The organism is Humidisolicoccus flavus, from assembly GCF_045689595.1.
Lineage (GTDB): Bacteria > Actinomycetota > Actinomycetes > Actinomycetales > Microbacteriaceae > Humidisolicoccus > Humidisolicoccus flavus.
Window position 1 is genome coordinate 1,184,496 of the sequence record NZ_CP142724.1, and the last position, 17,845, is coordinate 1,202,340.

The 17,845-nt window shown below is 63.5% G+C and carries 15 protein-coding genes and 1 pseudogene; 2 read left to right on the forward strand and 14 right to left on the reverse strand.

The genetic code is table 11. The features are described 5' to 3' along the window. Positions 1-136: 136 nt before the first annotated feature. From hpf to rsmI, 13 genes and pseudogenes are all read right to left on the reverse strand, one after another. Positions 137-820: a ribosome hibernation-promoting factor, HPF/YfiA family gene (gene hpf / locus U2H20_RS05635; protein WP_430593507.1), complete on the reverse strand. Its 684-nt coding sequence runs from the start codon at positions 818-820 to the stop codon at positions 137-139. Positions 821-888: 68 nt separating this feature from the next. Beyond that, entirely contained in the window at positions 889-1,623 is a 735-nt protein-coding gene (locus U2H20_RS05640) for a ComF family protein (RefSeq protein WP_430593508.1), read from the reverse strand. A gap of 87 nt (positions 1,624-1,710) precedes the next feature. After that, the gene (locus U2H20_RS05645) at positions 1,711-3,399 is read right to left on the reverse strand and encodes an LpqB family beta-propeller domain-containing protein (protein ID WP_430593509.1); all 1,689 of its coding nucleotides are present in this window, start codon (positions 3,397-3,399) and stop codon (positions 1,711-1,713) included. Next, positions 3,396-5,024, reverse strand: coding sequence for an MtrAB system histidine kinase MtrB (gene mtrB / locus U2H20_RS05650; RefSeq protein ID WP_430593510.1), 1,629 nt, complete (start codon positions 5,022-5,024; stop codon positions 3,396-3,398). Before mtrB ends, U2H20_RS05645 begins: the two co-directional genes overlap by 4 nt. Positions 5,025-5,026: 2 nt before the next feature. After that, the gene (gene mtrA, locus U2H20_RS05655; protein ID WP_430593511.1) at positions 5,027-5,710 is read right to left on the reverse strand and encodes an MtrAB system response regulator MtrA; all 684 of its coding nucleotides are present in this window, start codon (positions 5,708-5,710) and stop codon (positions 5,027-5,029) included. Positions 5,711-5,789: 79 nt separating this feature from the next. Next, entirely contained in the window at positions 5,790-7,586 is a 1,797-nt protein-coding gene (locus tag U2H20_RS05660; protein ID WP_430593512.1) for an ABC-F family ATP-binding cassette domain-containing protein, read from the reverse strand. Positions 7,587-7,591: 5 nt separating this feature from the next. Continuing rightward, the gene (locus tag U2H20_RS05665) at positions 7,592-7,930 is read right to left on the reverse strand and encodes a hypothetical protein (RefSeq protein WP_430593513.1); all 339 of its coding nucleotides are present in this window, start codon (positions 7,928-7,930) and stop codon (positions 7,592-7,594) included. Beyond that, a complete protein-coding gene (locus U2H20_RS05670) occupies positions 7,905-8,834 on the reverse strand; it encodes a 4-(cytidine 5'-diphospho)-2-C-methyl-D-erythritol kinase (RefSeq protein WP_430593514.1) in 930 nt (309 codons plus the stop codon). Before U2H20_RS05670 ends, U2H20_RS05665 begins: the two co-directional genes overlap by 26 nt. A gap of 189 nt (positions 8,835-9,023) precedes the next feature. Continuing rightward, positions 9,024-9,854: pseudogene (gene rsmA / locus U2H20_RS05675) on the reverse strand (16S rRNA (adenine(1518)-N(6)/adenine(1519)-N(6))-dimethyltransferase RsmA); the annotation flags it as partial. Beyond that, a complete protein-coding gene (locus tag U2H20_RS05680; protein ID WP_430593515.1) occupies positions 9,851-10,702 on the reverse strand; it encodes a TatD family hydrolase in 852 nt (283 codons plus the stop codon). The gene U2H20_RS05680 and the pseudogene rsmA, both read right to left, overlap by 4 nt. Before the next feature lie 56 nt (positions 10,703-10,758). Beyond that, the gene (locus U2H20_RS05685; RefSeq protein ID WP_430593516.1) at positions 10,759-12,861 is read right to left on the reverse strand and encodes an acyltransferase family protein; all 2,103 of its coding nucleotides are present in this window, start codon (positions 12,859-12,861) and stop codon (positions 10,759-10,761) included. 3 nt (positions 12,862-12,864) lie between these two features. After that, the gene (gene metG / locus U2H20_RS05690; RefSeq protein ID WP_430593517.1) at positions 12,865-14,406 is read right to left on the reverse strand and encodes a methionine--tRNA ligase; all 1,542 of its coding nucleotides are present in this window, start codon (positions 14,404-14,406) and stop codon (positions 12,865-12,867) included. Positions 14,407-14,442: 36 nt separating this feature from the next. Further along, on the reverse strand, positions 14,443-15,255 hold the full coding sequence (rsmI, locus tag U2H20_RS05695; RefSeq protein WP_430593518.1) for a 16S rRNA (cytidine(1402)-2'-O)-methyltransferase: 813 nt from the start codon (positions 15,253-15,255) through the stop codon (positions 14,443-14,445). 68 nt (positions 15,256-15,323) lie between these two features. On the opposite strand from rsmI, the gene U2H20_RS05700 reads away from it, so the two are divergent. Together U2H20_RS05700 and U2H20_RS05705 are read left to right on the forward strand one after the other, a co-directional pair. After that, entirely contained in the window at positions 15,324-17,006 is a 1,683-nt protein-coding gene (locus U2H20_RS05700; protein ID WP_430593519.1) for a dolichyl-phosphate-mannose--protein mannosyltransferase, read from the forward strand. A 69-nt stretch (positions 17,007-17,075) separates the two neighbouring features. Then, the gene (locus U2H20_RS05705; RefSeq protein ID WP_430593520.1) at positions 17,076-17,507 is read left to right on the forward strand and encodes a CoA-binding protein; all 432 of its coding nucleotides are present in this window, start codon (positions 17,076-17,078) and stop codon (positions 17,505-17,507) included. Here the strand turns inward: U2H20_RS05705 and U2H20_RS05710 are convergent. Beyond that, entirely contained in the window at positions 17,504-17,806 is a 303-nt protein-coding gene (locus U2H20_RS05710) for a hypothetical protein (protein ID WP_430593521.1), read from the reverse strand. The two genes, U2H20_RS05705 and U2H20_RS05710, sit on opposite strands and share 4 nt — an antisense overlap. Positions 17,807-17,845 lie beyond the last annotated feature (39 nt).

Genomic DNA, 17,845 nt, shown 5'->3' on the forward strand with positions numbered 1-17,845 from the left:
CCGGGTTCGGTGAAACATAACGGCTTGGTAACCGACAGACAACTCTATCAAGGGAGCGCCCGCTTCACGACGTATGAAAAATGGCCCCCGGTGCCGCGAGCGACACCGAGGGCCGAGCTATTGCGATCGAAAACGCTTAGGCGCTTTCTCGCTGCTCCGATTCGACCTGCTCTTCTTCGATCTCGTCGTCGAGAGCGATCACACCGTACGACCAACCCTTGCGTCGGTAGACGACCGCGCAGCGCTCGGACTCGCTGTCGTAGAAGAGGTAGAACGGGTGCCCGACGAGCTCCATCTGATCGACGGCTTCGCTGACCGTCATGGAACGGGTCGGGAAGGACTTGCGGCGAATCACGACGGGCGACCAGCTCTGCTCGTCCTCGTCGTGTGCGTCCGTCTGGTCTGGTACTTCGCCGGCTGCGACCTGGTCGATGAGCTCAACCGCTGCCGGTTGCACTCCGACGTTCTGGAACTCTGACTCGGCTGCCGTGCGGAGCGGGGTGCGCTCTGAGCTTCGGAAGTTCGTCTTCCGCGACTTGATTCGACGGGCGCGTTCCATGATCCGGTGGAATGCTGAGTCGAATGCCGCGTACTTGTCTGGACCGTCGGATTCTGCTCGAACGACCTTGCCTGGGATTTGGACGGTGATCTCAACACGATCTCCGCCAGCTGCGCCGCTTGCGTCGTGATGACGTGAAACCCGCACGGCTGTTCCCGTGGAATTTTGTAAGAGCACGCCAACTTTTTCGAGCTTCTCTTCAACGTATGCAGAGAATCGGTCGGTAATGGTGACGCCGCGACCGGCGATTGTTGTTTCCACGCTGACCTCCTAGTACCAGGGACGCCCTCGCCAGGCGATTGCCCAGTCATGGGAGGCGCCCTGTTCCATTACCCTAGCCGCGATTCTCCCGCCGAGTCGACCGAGAAGCCGAACTCGGATTCGCGTCTGGCGAAACCCCCAATCTCATGGACGTGCGGCGTGTTCGCGAGGACCGCGGCCCCGACGACGACTCCCCCGGCTTCTCGAACGACTCGGATCGCTTCGCGGATGGTCGCGCCACTCGTGACCACGTCATCGACGATCACTACGGCTCGTCCCTCCAATTGCGTTTTCCGGTCGAGTGACATCGTTCCTCGAACTGCGATCCCTCGCTGCGCACGATTCTTCGCCTTCTGCTCCCCTGCGGGCGCAAGATGCGAGGCTGCCGAGTTCCGCAGCAACCGCGCGCGCGGGGCCTCGACCCGTGACAGGATCCGGTCGAGCGGATCGAAGCCACGACGGAAGCGCCCGTGCTCGCTCGCCGGCACCGCCACCAGTACGACGTTGCGACGAAGCGCTCGACGAGCAGCAGCGAGACTCGAACTCGCGATCGATCGACTGAGCACAGTGCGCAGCGGCGAGGCGCCATCGCTCTTGAACGCGAGCACGATCGCTCGGGCAGCACCGGCGTATTCGCTTGTGGCGAAGACCGGAACGCCGTCGAGCGTTCGCACAAGCTGCGGCTGCCCCGAGAAGAGCTCGATGCATGGAGCGCAGATCACCGTGTTCGGCACACCACACCCGGCGCACTCGACGGGCCACAGCGCAGCAAACGCTTCTGTGAAGGCACGATGCAGCGTCATGCCGCGAGATTGCCGGACGCACGCGACAATCCCGATCTCCGCCGAGGCATCCGTCAACAGCGGGCCCGGGCCGAAGGCTGTGGAGCGTTACACCTGAGAGGCGAGCAGCTGCACTGGCGACGGGGTCGTCACCAGGATCCAACGCTCCTGCCGGTACGAGAACAACCGTCCGTCATTCGTCACCATTCGGAGGCTCTCGACCCCCGCGGTCACCGAGGACGCACCGACGAGTTGCGCGATCGGCGAGCCGGGCGGCGCAAGCGCCTCGACGCGGCCTCCGACGACGAGTTCGGCTGCTTCAACACCCGATACCCCGGCGAACACCGCGACCACGGAGGTACTGCTCGCCCAGGTGAGATGAGTGATCTCGCCCTGGAGTTCAGGGAGTTGCAGCGGGGTGTTCACGCGGGTCGGCACCCCGGAGCCGTTGCGCGTGATCGAGGCGATCTGCACGTACGACTCGGTGCCATTGGTTGACGCGATCGCGAGCCGTGTGCCGTCGCGCGAGACTTCCATTGCCGTGATCCGCTCCCCCTGCTGCTCCGGCAGGTCGAGCGTGACGAATTGTCCGGCCCGCCACAAGCGCGCCTTCGTGAGGTCTTCGCCCTGCATCATCCACACCCAGCCCGAAGAGTCGAGGCTCGGCTCGATGAGAACTGGCAATACCGGCAGGGGTACCGTCTCCATGGAAGCCCCGTCGATCCAGAACGCCGTCTCTCCGGCGCGAGCGATCCCGCCCGTGCCATCTCGGAGCATCGCGAAGGATTCGGCTTCTTCCTCAACGAGTGTCGGACCGTAATCGAACAGCAGAGGCTCACCCGTGCCGATGTACTGGAACGAACCCTCGCTCGTGATGAGCGGTCGAGTGTCGGCGGCCGTGTCGCGCAGCTCGCCCGCGTTTTCGCTCGACACGGTGAACGAGGACGAACCCTCGAGCGAAACCGACACGACCGGCGTCGCAGGAAGGTCGAGCGATCTCGCGACCTGGAGGGCGAAGCGTTCGATCTCGCCGCGCGGAATCTCGCCGATCTGCGGTGCGGTGAGACGCACATCGAGCACACCGTTGGAGCGAACCGTCGGGGGCGCAACGAGCGACATCCCGAACCGGGTCTGCAGCCGTACCGTCGGGGCGAGCCAGGCGCTCGGCCCCTGCAGCAGCGCATCGATCACCTGGGATGGCATGTCCTCGCCCGAACGTTCGAACCATCGCACCTCCGGCACGAGTGTGTCTTCGGTAACCGAGTACCACTGCAGGACCGTCTCTCGATACAACTGCCCGAAGTAGAACGGTGTGAGCACGATGCCGTCTGGTGCAGCGGAGATCCGCCATTCGCCATCGACGAGCTCGAACTCGAAGGAAAGACGGTTGCGCGTGCCCTCCTGCTGGGTCATCGAGCCATCGACCGAGACCTGCTGACTCGCGAGGACCGAGGCTTCGAGCACTCGCTCGCTCACGCGCGTCGACTCGATCGCTTCAGCACGGATCGTCACGGAAGAACGCGGATCCCATCGCGCCTGCATCTCGGGGGTCAAGAATTCACGCGCGATTGCGAAATCGTCGCGGGGTGCAACACCGGCACCGAGGAAGCCGAGCAGAATCTGGTCCTGCGTCGAACCGTCTTTCGGGCCTTGCGGAGTGAACACCGAGCCCTCTTGCGCGTCTTGCGTATCGACCTCGCCGACGGCGACGGGGCCGGACGTGGGAATGGTCACGCAGGCGCTCAACGTGAGTGTTGCAAGCGCGAGCGCGAGGATCGTTGTCAGCCTTCGCATCATGAGTGCTCCTCACGTTCGTGTTCGCTCGAACGGTCGAGCTCCTCGTGCGCATCAACCGGCGGCAGAGCGATCGGTGAGATCATTTCGACCTTCGGGTCGCGTGGCAGCGTCAGGCGGAAGCAGGTACCGACTCCCTGCTCACTCCAGACGTCGACGACGCCTCCGTGCAGGGCTGCGTCTTCCTGCGAGATCGCAAGCCCGAGGCCCGTGCCTCCCGTTCGGCGCTGCCTCGATGGGTCAGCGCGCCAAAAACGGTCGAACACTCGCTCGGTTTCCTCGGGGGTCATGCCGATGCCGCGATCCTGCACGCCGATAGCGACCGCGGTGCTGTTCGAGTCGATCGTGATCGTGATGGGCTTGCTGTCACCGTGGTCGATCGCGTTGCCGAGGAGGTTCTGCAAAATCCGACGAACACGCCGCGGATCGACGTCGACCTCGACGTGTCCACCGGGTGCAACGACCTCGATGAGCGTGCCGTTGTCTTCTGCGAGCGGCCGAACCGCATCGGCTTCGACTTCCGCGAGCCGAACAAGGTTCGTGGGTTCCTTGTCGAGCGAGGCAGCGCCGGCGTCGAAACGACTCATCTCCAGCAGGTCGCTCAAGAGCAGATCGAAGCGCTGCACCTGCTGGTACAGGAGCTCGGCGGTGCGCTCGGTGACGGGATCGAACTCCGCACGCCGGTCGTAGATCACATCGCCCGCAAGGCGAATCGTCGTCAGCGGTGTGCGCAGTTCGTGCGAGACATCGGAGACGAAGCGTTGCTGGACCGTCGAGAGCGCAGCGAGTCGGGTGATCTGACTCTGGATCGAGTCGGCCATTCGGTTGTACGACTTTCCGAGCCTCGCGAGCACGTCCTCGCCCTTCACCGGGATGCGCTCGTCGAACTCCCCGGCGGCGAGCTTCTCGCTCGTTGCAGCGGCGACCTCGACGGGGCCGACGACCATCCGCACGACGAGGAGCGTGACGCCGAGAATCAGGGCGAGCAGCGCGATACCGCCGATCAGCATGGTGTTCTGGGTGAACGAGAGCGTCGCGGCGATGTCACCGAGGTCGTACACGAAATACAACTGATAGTCGCCCGCGCCCGGCACGGAGACGAGCGTGCCGACGATGATGCCGGGAGTCGTTCCAGCGCCCGTTTGAATCGAGACCGACTGATAGTACGGCGGCCCCTGGCCTTCGGAAACGAGTTCCCGCAGCTCCGGCGTGATGAGATCTACGTCGAAGTCCGGGCTCTGCTGGTTCTCCATCGTGATCGAGGTCGGTGATTGGTTCTCGACACGGAGCAGACCGTAGGAGGTCGCCCCGCGATTGGAGATGACGCGCAACGACGCTTCAATGGCTCGCGAGCGCAACTCGACGAGCTCGTTGTTGGAGATACTGACTGCGATCGAGCCGTCGAAGACTTCCCTGGCCTGCTCGGTCGCGCGCACTGACTCCGCGAGCACCTCGTCGCGGCGCTGGTCGAAGAGGTTGCCGCCGATCGAGACGGCGATGTATCCGCCGATGACCACGATTGCGAGCGTCGAGAGCGCGAGGCTGATCGAAACCACGCGCAATGGCAGTGACCGTCGCCAAGCCAACAGCGCTCTTCCCCGCAGGTTGTCGCGGCGAACGGTTGCCATGGTCAGGCCGAGACTGCCCCGGCTCGATAGCCGACGCCACGAACCGTTGTGACGATCGATGGGTTGTCAGGATCGAGCTCGACTTTCGAGCGCAAACGTTGCACGTGCACGTTCACGAGGCGAGTGTCTGCCTTGTAGTGATAGCCCCACACCTGCTCCAGCAGCATTTCGCGGCTGAAGACCTGCTGCGGTCGCGCTGCGAGGGTGACGAGCAGCTCGAATTCGAGCGGCGTCAGCGCGATCTTCTCGTTGCTGCGCTTCACTTCGTGGCCCGGAACGTCAATCGTGAGATCGCCCACCTGCAGTACCGTTGCTTCCGCCTCGCGGACGGGGCGAAGGCGCGTCTTAATGCGCGCAACGAGCTCTTTCGGGTTGAACGGCTTCACGATGTAGTCGTCGGCACCGGCTTCGAGTCCACGAACGACGTCGGTCGTGTCGCTCTTCGCGGTCAGCATGATGATGGGAACGCCGGAGTCTTCGCGAATGCGCTGGCAGATTTCGATGCCGTCCATGCCGGGCAGCATGAGGTCGAGCAAGACGAGGTCGGGCCGGATCCGCGAGAAGGCGCCAACAGCTTCTGCGCCGTCGGCGCAGAACTGCAGGTCGTAGCCTTCGCCTCGCAAGACGATGCCGATCATTTCTGCAAGTGCGGTGTCGTCGTCGACAATGAGCACAGTTGGATTCACAGTTTCCCTCCGGGGCTGCACAGTTCAATCAAGCCTAACGGAGTGAACGGGCGGGTGCGCGCGCTCGCGTGCAGGGTGTTTACGAGTCGAGTTTTTCGAGCGCGGCGAGCCACGCGATCTCGAGCTCGTCGATCGAGTCCTGCACCGCCGTCATCTCGGCTTGCAGCGTCGCGAAAGCATCGAAATCGTTGACGTCGGTCGTCGTGAACTTGGCCTGAATCTCGACCTTGCGAGCGTTGGCCTTCTGGATGCGACGTTCGAGACTCGCAGACTCTTTCTCGAGTGAGCGACGCTCCGCTCCTCCGAGCTTCGACTTGGGGGCCTCCTGCTTGGCCTCGGCAGCAGCGCTCTTCGCCTTCTTGCCCGCACGAGCCTGGCCATCACGAATCTTCAGGTATTCGTCGACGCCGCCTGGGAGATGCCGAAGCTTCTGATCGACGATCGCGTACTGCTGGTCGGTGATCCGCTCGATCAGGTATCGGTCGTGGCTCACGACGATGAGCGTTCCCGGCCAGGTGTCGAGGAGATCCTCCATCGCCGCGAGCATGTCGGTGTCGAGATCGTTCGTCGGCTCGTCAAGGATCAGGACGTTCGGTTCATCGAGCAAAATGAGCAACAACTGCAGTCGACGACGCTGCCCACCGGAGAGCTCGGAGACGCGCGTCGTGAGCTCGTTACTGCCGAAGCCGAGGCGCTCGAGCAGCTGCCCCGGGGTGAGTTCTTTGCCACCCGCGCTGTAGCTCGTGCGGAGCCGTCCGATGACGGTGCGGACGGGCTCGTGCTCGACCTCGCGCAATTCATCGAGCTGCTGCGTGAGCTCTGCGACTTTGACGGTCACTCCACGCTTCACGCGACCCTCGGTCGGCTTCTGCCTGCCCGTGATGAGCGAGAGCAGAGTCGATTTGCCGACACCGTTCTGGCCGAGGATTCCAGTGCGCTCACCGGGCGCGAGCCGCCAGGTGATGTCGTTCAAGATGGTGGTGTCACCGAAACGGACGCTCGCGTCTTCGATGTCGACGACGTCTTTTCCGAGTCGGGCGACCGCGAGTTGCGAGAGCTGGATCGCGTCGCGCACCGGCGGCTCGTTCTCGATCAGTTGCGTCGCCGCATCGATTCGGAACTTCGGCTTCGTCGTGCGTGCCGGCGCGCCCCGGCGGAGCCATGCGAGCTCCTTCCGCATGAGGTTCTGGCGCTTGGATTCGGTCGCGGCGGCCATGCGGTCACGTTCGACGCGCTGCAGGATGTAGGCCGCGTATCCGCCTTCGAAGGGCTCGATAATGCCGTCGTGCACTTCCCAGGTCGCCGTGCAGACCTCGTCGAGAAACCATCGGTCGTGCGTCACGACCGCAAGCGCTCCGCGGTTGCTCCGGTATCGATTCACCAGGTGCTCTGCGAGCCAGGCGATTCCTTCGACGTCGAGGTGGTTCGTCGGCTCATCGAGAAACAGGACGTCCCAGTCGCCAACGAGGAGTGCCGCGAGCGCGACACGACGGCGCTGACCGCCAGAGAGATCATCGACGAGCGTGCTCCAGTCGAGATCCGCGAGGAGACCGCGCAGGACGTCGCGGATTCGCTCGTCCCCAGCCCATTCGTGCTCGGGACGATCACCGACGACGAGGTTCGCGATCGTGACACCGCTTGCGAGTTCATCGGCCTGATCGAGCATGCCGATGGTGACGCCCCCGCGCTTCGTGACACGGCCGCTGGATGCTTCGAGCTTGTCGGAGAGCAATCGCAGCAGGGTCGACTTTCCGTCACCGTTGCGACCGACGATGCCGATTCGGTCGCCGTCTTCGATTCCGATCGTGACGGATTTGAAGATGACTCGGTTTGGATATTCAAGGTGCAGGGACTCGGCCCCAAGGAGATGTGCCATTGCCTCTAGGGTACGCGGTACCCGGAAGGCTGCGAACGTGCGCGGGCAGAACGACCGACTGCTCGTTTGAATCTCGCAGCGCCGTCAGGGTTCTCGGAGGTCGGCTCGACCTGCTCGTACCGCAGTCGCACTGCACCCGGTTCCGAGACGACTGCTGTCGTGAGGAGTCGCAAGGTCGAGAGAATCACGGCCTCGGATGCCGCTCGCTTCCTGGCGCCGAGGACGACCGGACTGAACGCTTCCGCAAGAACACCGACTCGAGCGTTCTGTCTGAGACCTGAACGGAGCGAACCTCGTGGCTTGCCGAACGGTCGAAGATTAGGAGTCGATCGTGCGAGCGCCACCAGCGGGCGCCGTGACCTTGCGCGCGGAGATCCCCGCAGCGCTCAGCGTGATCTGCAGCGAGAGTGCGGACTCGTTGTCGGCGCACAAGAACGCGCAGGTCGGGCCGGAGCCCGAGACGATGCCACGAAGTGCACCGTTCTGCTCACCGAGTTCGAGCAGCGCCGCCAGCTCGGGGAGCATCCCGAGCGCTGGTGCCTGCAAATCGTTGTGCATGTACTCGGCGAGCATCATTGCGTCGCCCTGGCGCAGCGCCTGCAGGACCGAGTGATCCACGTCGGGGCGCGGAAGCGCGGGTGAGATATCGGCGGCGTAGCGTGCACGGTGTTCATCGAGCGCCTTGTAGACCTGCGGTGTGCTCAATCCGCCGTCTTGCAGCGCGAGGACCCAGTGGAACTCACCGGTCGCGAGCACGGGCGAGAGCGAATCCCCACGGCCGGTGCCGAGCGCCGTGCCACCGTGCAGCGCAAACGGCACATCCGCGCCGAGCTTCGCACCCAGAGCGTAGATCTCCTCTTTCGAGATGCCCGTCTGCCAGAGTTCCTCGCACGCGAGCAGCGTCGCTGCAGCGTCGGCGCTGCCACCACCCATGCCACCGGCAATCGGGACATGCTTTTCAACACGAATGTGGACGCCGCTGCGGATCTTCGCCTTCCGCGCGAGCATCATCGCCGCACGGATCGCAAGGTTCGTGCCGTCGGTCGGGAGACCGGAAGAATCGATCGGTCCGGCGAACTCGACCTGGAAATCAGATGCCTCGCGGACCTCGACGAACTCGTAGAGACTCACCGCCTGATACGCAGTCGCGACCTCGTGATAGCCGTCTTCTTGGAGCGCGCCAACACCGAGATACAGGTTGATCTTTCCTGGCGCTTTGACCCGAACGACGCGATCTGTGGAGGTCATGCACTTAGCCTAATGCGGTGAATCCTGGTCGCGGGACACGGCAGATTCGCCGAGCGTTCCCGCTTCCGTGCTCTGCTGCGACTCGGCGGATTCGGGTTCGATCGCGCTGCTGATCGCACTGCCGTCTGCACTATTGGATTCGAGCGAGGGTTCGGTGCCAAGTGCGCGGGATTCCAAGAGCTGCGCGCCCACTCGGACGAAGCCCTCGATGTCGATTTCTTCAGCGCGCGCAGTCGGGGCGATGCCCGCCCGTTCGAGCGCCGCAGAGGCCGCAGCGGACGAGCCGAAGATGCTCGACAACGACTGCCGCAGCATCTTTCGTCGCTGCCCGAACGCCGCATCGATGCACTGGAACGTCGCCTTGCGCTCTGCCTCGGTACCGCGGGGCTCACCGCGGTGGAACCCGACGAGGACGCTGTCGACGTTCGGCACCGGCCAGAACACGGCCCGCGAGACATCCGCTTCGACGCGCAGTTCGCCGTACCAGGCGGCCTTCGCGCTCGGGGAACCGTACACCTTGCTGCCCGGCACAGCGCCGAGGCGATGACCGACTTCAGACTGCACCATGACCAGCGCGCGCTGCAGGCTCGGGAAGAGTTCGAGAAAGTGCAATAGCACTGGAACCGAGACGTTGTAGGGCAGGTTCGCAACGAGCGCGGACGGCGCAGTCGGGAGTTCGGTGATCGTCATCGCATCATGCTCGATGACCTGCAGTTTCGCTTCGGGTTGCATGCGCGCGACCGTGGTCGGCAGAAGCGCCGCGAGCCGCGGGTCGATCTCGACGGCGGTGACATCGCAGCCGGCAGCCGTCAGCCCGAGCGTGAGGCTGCCGAGCCCCGGTCCGATCTCCACGACCGCATCGCCTGCGGAGACTCCGGCAATACGCACGATCCTGCGCACCGTGTTCGCGTCGTGGACGAAGTTCTGTCCGAGGCGCTTTGTGGGCGTGAGGTCGAGTTGAGCGGCGAGCGCACGAATCTCACTCGCGCCAAGAAGCGCTTCGTGTGCGGACGATGTCATGCTGCACTCCAACTGCCATATACGCGAATGGTATTTTCCGCGGTTGCCGCCGCGAGTTCGTCTTCGGCAATTGCGAGCCGTTCAGCGATTGAGCGCACCGTGTACGGCACCATGTAGGCGCTGTTGGGGCGTCCGCGGAACGGCGTCGGCGTCAGGAACGGCGCATCGGTTTCGACCAGAATGCGATCGAGCGGCACGATCTGCACGGCCTCGTGCAAGTTCTTCGCGTTCTTGAACGTGACGGTGCCGGAGAACGAGAGGTACCAGCCTTCTTCGGCTGCGATCCGGGCGAGTTCGGCATCGCCGGAGAAGCAGTGAAAAACCGTGCGCTCCGGGGCACCCACGCGCCGGAGCGTTTCGACGACCTCGTCGTGTGCGTCACGGTCGTGGATCTGCAACGCGAGATCGTGCGCCTTCGCGATCGCGATGTGCGCTTCGAAGGATTCGTGCTGGAAGGCGCGACCGTCTTCGCCGGTGCGGAAGTAGTCGAGGCCCGTTTCGCCGATTGCGCGAACCCGCTCGTGCGCTGCGAGGGCGGCGATGCCTTCGAGGTGTTCGGCGAGCACTCCACGAGCACCGAGGATCGGCGCTTCATTCGGGTGCAAGGCGACCGCGGCGAGGACGCGAGGATCAGTGTTCGCGATTTCGGCGGCCCACTGGCTCGATGGCAGGTCGGTGCCGACCTGCACCACGCCGGCAACACCCGCGAGCTCGGCCGATTCCAGTTGCGCCTTCCAATCGAAAGGATCGCTCTCCTCGTTGTCGCGCAACTCCATGTGGGTGTGGTTGTCGTACACCGAGACGCCCAGTGGAGGTGGAACCGGAGGGCGAGCGTGAGCGTTCGACATGCTTCCGATTCTACGGGCGCGCGACACAGAGAATTCGCTCAGGGCACCGTGGGTGATCAGGCGGCTTCAATGAGTTCAAGAAGACTTGCGAGAAGCTCGTCACCCGCGGATTCACCGTATGTCGCAGTGATGTGATGCTGATCTCGGTACACGATGACGTTGCCGATTACGACTGGGCAAGTGTCGTCAACGCAATACCACTCTTGAGTTTCGACCATTGGAGTGCCGAATTCCTCACTCATCGCAGCAAATCTGTCGAGAATCACGAGCGATTCATCTCGATTGGCGTCACACGCGCCGTCGCGCAATTCCTGCTCGGTGGCATCCGTCACGCAGCTGGCCTGCGCTTCAGTCAGCCTCGGATTGTCTTCGATCGTGACCAGCTGCGCGCCTGATTCCAAGACTTCCGACCACGCAATCCTCGTTGCCTGCAATTCTTCTGCCGAAGCATCCTCACCGCCACTGCGCCCTCCCGCGAAGATGACGAGGTCGTATCCGCCTTCGAGAATTGCTTGACGCATCTCTGCAAGACGCGCCTCGCACCCGAATTCTCCGGTGGAGATCCCGTAGATGCATCCATTTCCAACATACGGATCAAGCGTCCAGCCGAGTTCTTCGAGTCGCTTGTCAAAGATAGGGACAAACATTGCGGCGTGTGAATTGCCGATGATCGCGACCTTCATCGTCGCGCTCGACGGCTCACCAAGGGAGCACCGAGTGATCTGTTCGGCGTCACGAGACGTGTAGCACTGATACGCCCCGTTGGTGTCTTCCAGGAGCGCGACCCGATTGGGCACTATGGCTTGCTCGGCGAACACCGTCTCGCAGTCGGCGTTCGCGCTGAGGGCAGCGAAGCCAAAGCATTCGCCGCTCCCCTCTTGAAATTCTGCAGCCGCCTGTTCTGCTGCCGCAATCTCCTGCTGCACACGCACGGTCTGGAACGAACCAAGACCGAGTACGAGCACCCATGCGGCTGAGATCGCCAGGAGCGACCGGACCCGAATTCGCGAGCTCTGCGATCTGCCGGTTCGAGCGGCGGGACGTTCGACGATCCAGTGCGTCAGCGTTGCGAGCACCACGGCGCCACCCACGATCGCGACGCCACCCACGACGCCCGGGACGGCGAGTTCGCCACGGACATAGCGGTAGCCGATGAGAAGCGGCCAGTGCCAGAGGTAGATTCCGTACGAGATCGAGCCGAGCCAAACAAGTGGACGAAGCGAGAGCACCCTCGTTCCCGCCCACCAACGCTGCTCGTTCGAAGAACTCACGAGCAGCAGTGCCGCGGCGAGCACGGGCCAGAGCGCAGCGTAACCCGGGAACTGGGCACCGACGTCGAGGACGATTCCGCAGGCAACCAGTGCGATGAGACCGAGCCAAGACGTCAGTGCGGCGACGGAGCCCCGCAGGACGATCTTCGACCCGGCGAGTGCGATCATCGCACCGACGGCGAACTCCCAGAGCCTGGTCCACAGCGAGAAGTACGCCGCAGCTTGCTCGTTGCTCGTAGCGATGATCGAGTAGGTGAACGAGGCGAGAAAAATCAGCGCCACGATGCCGACGAACACCGTGCGGACTCGTCGAAGACCGGCTTCGTTCCATGCTTTCCGCCCGCTGCGCGCAATAACGAGCGTGAGCAATACTCCGATGATTGCCCAGATGACGTAGAACTGCCCCTGGATCGACATCGCCCAGAAGTGCTGGACGGGGGTTGCCGGGTCTTCGGCATTGAGGTAATCGACCGCTTGGAAGGAGAGGAACCAGTTCTCGAAGTACAGGGTCGAAGCCAGGATTTCGAGGAAATTCCGCTGCTGCGTTGCCGCTGGCGCAAAAAGGATTGTGAGGATGATGCAGGCGAGCAGCACGAGGGTCGCAGCCGGCCAGAGTCGTCTGACAAGAGACAGAAAAAACGCCCCCGGTCGGAACGACCCGGAGCGTTCGAACCCACGCAGCACCGTCAGTGTGATGAAGAATCCGGTGACGACGAAGAAGACGTCAACGCCACCCGAAACTCGACCGAGCCATACGTGATACACGACCACGAGCAGCGCCGCGAGCGCACGAAGCCCCTCGATCTCCGGGCGGTACCCGGATTTAAGATGCTTCGGGACCTTCACCGTCGAAGGCGCTGCAACGCGAAGCTCGTGTGACCTCGACACGGTTTAGGCGTCTGGATCGATTCGCGGGAACAGCGGCGGGATCGTGGAGACCCGGCCGGTACCCGACCATTCGTTTGCGCGCTGGATCGGCTGCTCAGCAGGTGAGCCTTCGCCACCGATCGCCGTCCACAGCGTGGCCGTGCTCTCCGGCATCACCGGGGCGAGCAGCACCGTTGCGGTGCCGAGGCCGTGGACGCAGCTCGCGAGCACCTGTGAGAGTCGGTCGCGTTGCTCGTCAGACTTCGCGAGCACCCAGGGCGCCTGGTCGGTGATGTACCCGTTCAGGAAATCGACCAGGCTCATGGCGTTGGAGATGGCGTCGTGAATCTGGAACGTGTCGATCGCGGTATCTGCCGCGTTCGTCGCCTTCGCGGCGAGTTCTGCGACTTCCGGATCGATTGCCGACTCTGGGACGACACCGTCGAAGTACTTGTGCACCATCGCGATGACGCGGCTGGCGAGGTTGCCGTAGTTGTTCGCGAGCTCTGCGTGATACCGCGATTCGAGGTCTTCCCAGGAGAACGAACCGTCGGAACCGAACGCGATCGCGCTCATGAAGTAGTAGCGGAATGCGTCGACGCCGAACACACTCGTGATCTGTGAGGCTTCGATGCCCGTTGCCTTCGACTTCGACATCTTCTCGCCGCCGACGAGCAGCCAGCCGTGACCGAACACGTTCGCGCTCAGCTCGATGCCAGCGGCCATCTGCATGGCGGGCCAGATCACCGCGTGGAAGCGAGCGATGTCCTTGCCGACGATGTGCGTACCGGGCCAAGTGTTCTCGAACTGGTCGGTGTCCTGACCGTAGCCGATGGCCGTGATGTAGTTCAGGAGCGCTTCGAACCAGACGTAGACGACGTGCGACTCGTCCCACGGGACCTTGATGCCCCAGTCGAAGGTGTTTCGGCTGATCGAAAGATCGTTCAGACCGCTCTGCACGAACTGGCGGATCTCGTTGCGCACCGCTGCGGGCTGCACGAAATCCGGGCGCTCTTCGTAGAGTGCGAGCAACTGGTCTTGGAACTCGGAGAGTTTGAAGAAGTAGTTCGACTCGTGCACGATCTCGACCGGACGCGAGTGGATCGCGCAAACGAGCTGCCCCTCGTATTCGCCCGTGCCGGGCACAAGGTCTCCAGCCGTTTTGTACTCTTCGCAACCGACGCAGTACTGACCCTCGAACTCGCCGTGGTAGATCCAGCCGGCGTCGTACAGCTTCTGCAAGAACACTGAAACGCCGACCTTGTGGCGTTCGTCGGTCGTGCGAATGAAGTCGTCGTTCGAGATGTTCAGCAGCTCGAGCTGCGGCTTCCAGGCCGACTCCACGAGGCGGTCGGTCCACGCCTTCGGGTCGACGTCGTTCGCAGCGGCCGTGCGAAGAATCTTCTGGCCGTGCTCGTCTGTTCCCGTGAGCATCCAGGTGCGTTCGCCGCGCTGGCGGTGCCAGCGGGCAAGGACATCGGTAGCGACCTCGTTGTACGCGTGGCCAATGTGGGGGACGTCGTTGACATAGTAAATAGGCGTCGTGACGTAGAAACAGTCAGGCATACGGATCAGTCTAAGAGTTCTCGCCCGAGTGTTACGTCACGAGGCGTCAAGAGCGGCTTGATACAGCGCTCGGCGTTGCAGCCCGGTCGCCTCCGCCACCTCCGCGGTGGCATCCTTCAGCCGCGTCCCCTCGCGCACGAGTTGCTGCACCTGCGCGAGCCCCTGCGCGAACGTGATGTTCCTGCGTTCCGCCGCAGCGAGGACCAGCACGATCTCACCCTTGACGCCCGCCTTCGCCCAGTCGAGCAGCGAGCTCGCTGTTCCGCGACGAACCTCCTCGAACTTCTTCGTGAGTTCGCGGCATACGGCGACTGTTCGCTCAGGGAGCGTCGCATCGAGGTCGGCGAGGCTTTCGGCGAGGCGGTGCGGCGACTCGAACAGGACAGCGGTTCGAGATTCGCTCCGCAGCGATTCGAACAAGGCCCTGCGCTCGCCACTCTTCCTGGGAAGGAATCCTTCGAAGCTGAACCGGTCAGTCGGGAAGCCACTGAGGGTGAGGGCCGTGAGCACCGCAGATGGCCCTGGGATGCAGGTCACGTCGACGCCCGCTGCGATCGCGGTCTGCACGAGCACGAAGCCCGGGTCACTGACCCCCGGCATGCCCGCATCACTGACGACCAGCACATCGACGGTGCGAGCCGTCTCGACGAGCGCCGCAGACTCCGCGCGTTCGTTGTGCTCGTGCAGGGCCACGAGCTTCGGACGCGCCTCGATCCCGAGGGCGCGCATGAGCTGGATCGTGGTGCGGGTGTCCTCGGCGGCGACGATGGGGCACGTCTCGAACGCTTCTCGCAGGCGAGGACTCGCGTCGCCGAGATTGCCGATGGGAGTCGCGCCGAGAATGATCACACCGACATTGTCCCATTCTGGTTCGGCGACGCCGCCCCGCGCCCGCCTCAGGATGCAAGAATCATTGCGTGACTGACCAGCCACCCGCCGCGCCCGCATCCTCGACCGCTGCGCCTGCACCCTCGACCGCTGCGCCTGGGGCGACCACGGAAACCGCGCCCCCGGCAGAGCAGCCATCGGACACCGCATCTCCTGCGATGGCGGTCCCGAAGCGAAGCATGCGACCACTGCCCGGCTTCATCGAGCGCTCAACGTCGACCGCCGAGAGGTTCATGCCGCTCGTGGGACGCTGGGGCCCCGCCGCCGTATTAACGCTTGCTGCAGCGACTCGCTTGATCCAACTCGGCATGCCAGAAACGCTCGTGTTCGACGAGACCTATTACGTGAAAGACGGCTACGCGATCTGGCAGCAGGGCTACGAGGGCGTGTGGGCCGAGGGCGCGAACGACAAGTTCGAAGCGGGCGATCCGAGCGCGCTCGGCACCGACCCCTCATTCGTTGTGCACCCGCCACTTGGCAAATGGATCATTGGACTCGGTACCGCGATCTTCGGAATGCAGTTCCCCTGGGCATGGCGGCTCACTGTCGCGTTGATCGGGATCGCGATCGTCGCACTCACGATGCTCATCACGCACGGCCTCACGCGCTCGCGCACCATTACCACCTTCGCCGGATTCCTGGTGGCGATCGATGGCCTCGCCATCACGATGAGCCGCACCGCCCTCCTCGATAATGTCCTCGCGTTCTTCGCGCTTGCCGGAGTCGCAGCGATCCTGATGGATCGAAGAGACTCTCCCGCCAGAACCGTGCGCTGGTGGCACGGGACAGGAAAACCGCCAACGTTCGCGCAGAAACTCGGTCCCGTCTTCTGGAACCGCCCCTGGCTTGTCACCGCAGGTGTGATGTTCGGCTGCGCCACGAGCGTGAAATGGTCTGGCGCCTACCTCCTTGCGGCCTTCGGTCTGTACACGGTGTTCATGGACGCACTCGATCGGAAGCGGGTCGGGATCCCGGGCTGGCACCTCGGCACTCTCGTAACCGCCGGCCTTCCCAGCTTTCTGCTGATGATCCCCGCCGCGTTGGCGACCTATCTCGCCTCGTACGCGGGATGGTTCCGCGGCGGCTACGAGAGCAACTGGCTCGCCGCGAACCCCGAGGAGCGCTTCACGGGGCTGCTCGCCTGGGTGCCGGACGGCCTCCAGAACCTGTGGCACTACCACCAGTCGATGTACAACTTCCATGTCGGGCTCAATTCGGACCACTCCTACGAGTCACCCGCGGTGCAATGGCTCGTGATGCTTCGACCGACCGCCTTCTGGCTCTCCAGCGGCGAGGGCACCTTCGCCTTCATCACTTCGCTGTCGAATCCGCTCATCTGGTACACGGGAGTGTTCGCACTCGGGTGGATGCTGTTCCACTTCGGCGCAACGCTCGATCGCAAAGTCGGACCGATCCTGATCGCGATTCTCGCCTCGTTCCTGCCGTGGCTCGCATTCCCGGAACGCACGATCTTCCACTTTTACACGATCGTGTTCTTCCCATTCATGGTCATCGGCATCGCACTCGCCGTGCACCATGTGCTCCGACCTGGCAAGCGCCGCCGCCAGCATCGCAAGATCTGGTTGTTCTCGATCGGGATCTTCACGCTCATCACGGCCCTCCTCTCGCTCTGGTTCGCTCCCATTTGGTACGGCATCGAGATCCCTGACTGGTACGGCAGGCTCGTGTTCTGGCTGCCCGGTTGGCGCTGAGCGCGAAACCCTTCCATTTGGAACGCGGATTCGTTGCCGCGCGACCATCGTCGGCGGTAGCGTCATCCCATGAGCACTCTGCGACCAGATGAAGTGAAGATTGACGCGCTCCTGCGCAACGCGAAGACCATTGCCGTCGTTGGCGCTTCGGCAGATCCTCGGAAGCCGAGCCATCAGATCACGAAGTATCTGCTCGACGCCGGTTACACCGTGTTCCCGGTGAACCCGAAAGAGACTGAGATCCTCGGGCAAACCTCATACCCGGATCTCGCCTCGGTGCCGGCGAGCATTGACATCGTCGACGTCTTCCGTCGGGCCGAGCACACCCCAGAGGTCGTGCGTGCGGCTGTGGATGCCGGGGCTCACGCGGTGTGGCTGCAACTCGGGATCAGCAACGAAGAATCTCGTGCGCTCGCGACCGAGGCCGGTCTCGAATACGTCGAAGACAAGTGCATCAAGATCGAGCACACCATGCTCGAGATCCCGACGAAAACGCACTAGTCCTTTCGCGGCGTCCGTCGTTGCGGAAGTTCGCACAGGAACGATTCGCAGACGTACGCAGCGGGCTCTGATTTCCCCTCGAAGAGCGCGCTGAAGCCGTGCGCGTTCCACTGCGTGCATTGCGCAGGCGAAACGAGCATGAGCGTGGCAACCGCCGCGCGGTCATCATTCGTCGGGATGCCCGTCACGACTCGTGTCCTGGGGCCTCGCTCCAGAGACGAAAAACATCGGAGCGCGACGGCACTCCCGAGCGGAGCACGACGGGTGAATCCGATGAGCGGAGCGAGCATCGTCGTCAATTGGTTACCTCTGACGCGGACTGATTCAGCCTCGCCTTC

Coding starts and splice junctions, on each gene's coding strand:
- U2H20_RS05705 (WP_430593520.1), top strand. CDS start 17,076: ATGAGCACTCTGCGACCAGATGAAGTGAAGATTGACGCGCTCCTGCGC.
- U2H20_RS05645 (WP_430593509.1), bottom strand. CDS start 3,399: ATGATGCGAAGGCTGACAACGATCCTCGCGCTCGCGCTTGCAACACTC.
- mtrB (WP_430593510.1), bottom strand. CDS start 5,024: ATGGCAACCGTTCGCCGCGACAACCTGCGGGGAAGAGCGCTGTTGGCT.
- U2H20_RS05670 (WP_430593514.1), bottom strand. CDS start 8,834: ATGACCTCCACAGATCGCGTCGTTCGGGTCAAAGCGCCAGGAAAGATC.
- U2H20_RS05640 (WP_430593508.1), bottom strand. CDS start 1,623: ATGACGCTGCATCGTGCCTTCACAGAAGCGTTTGCTGCGCTGTGGCCC.
- metG (WP_430593517.1), bottom strand. CDS start 14,406: ATGCCTGACTGTTTCTACGTCACGACGCCTATTTACTATGTCAACGAC.
- U2H20_RS05680 (WP_430593515.1), bottom strand. CDS start 10,702: ATGTCGAACGCTCACGCTCGCCCTCCGGTTCCACCTCCACTGGGCGTC.
- U2H20_RS05660 (WP_430593512.1), bottom strand. CDS start 7,586: ATGGCACATCTCCTTGGGGCCGAGTCCCTGCACCTTGAATATCCAAAC.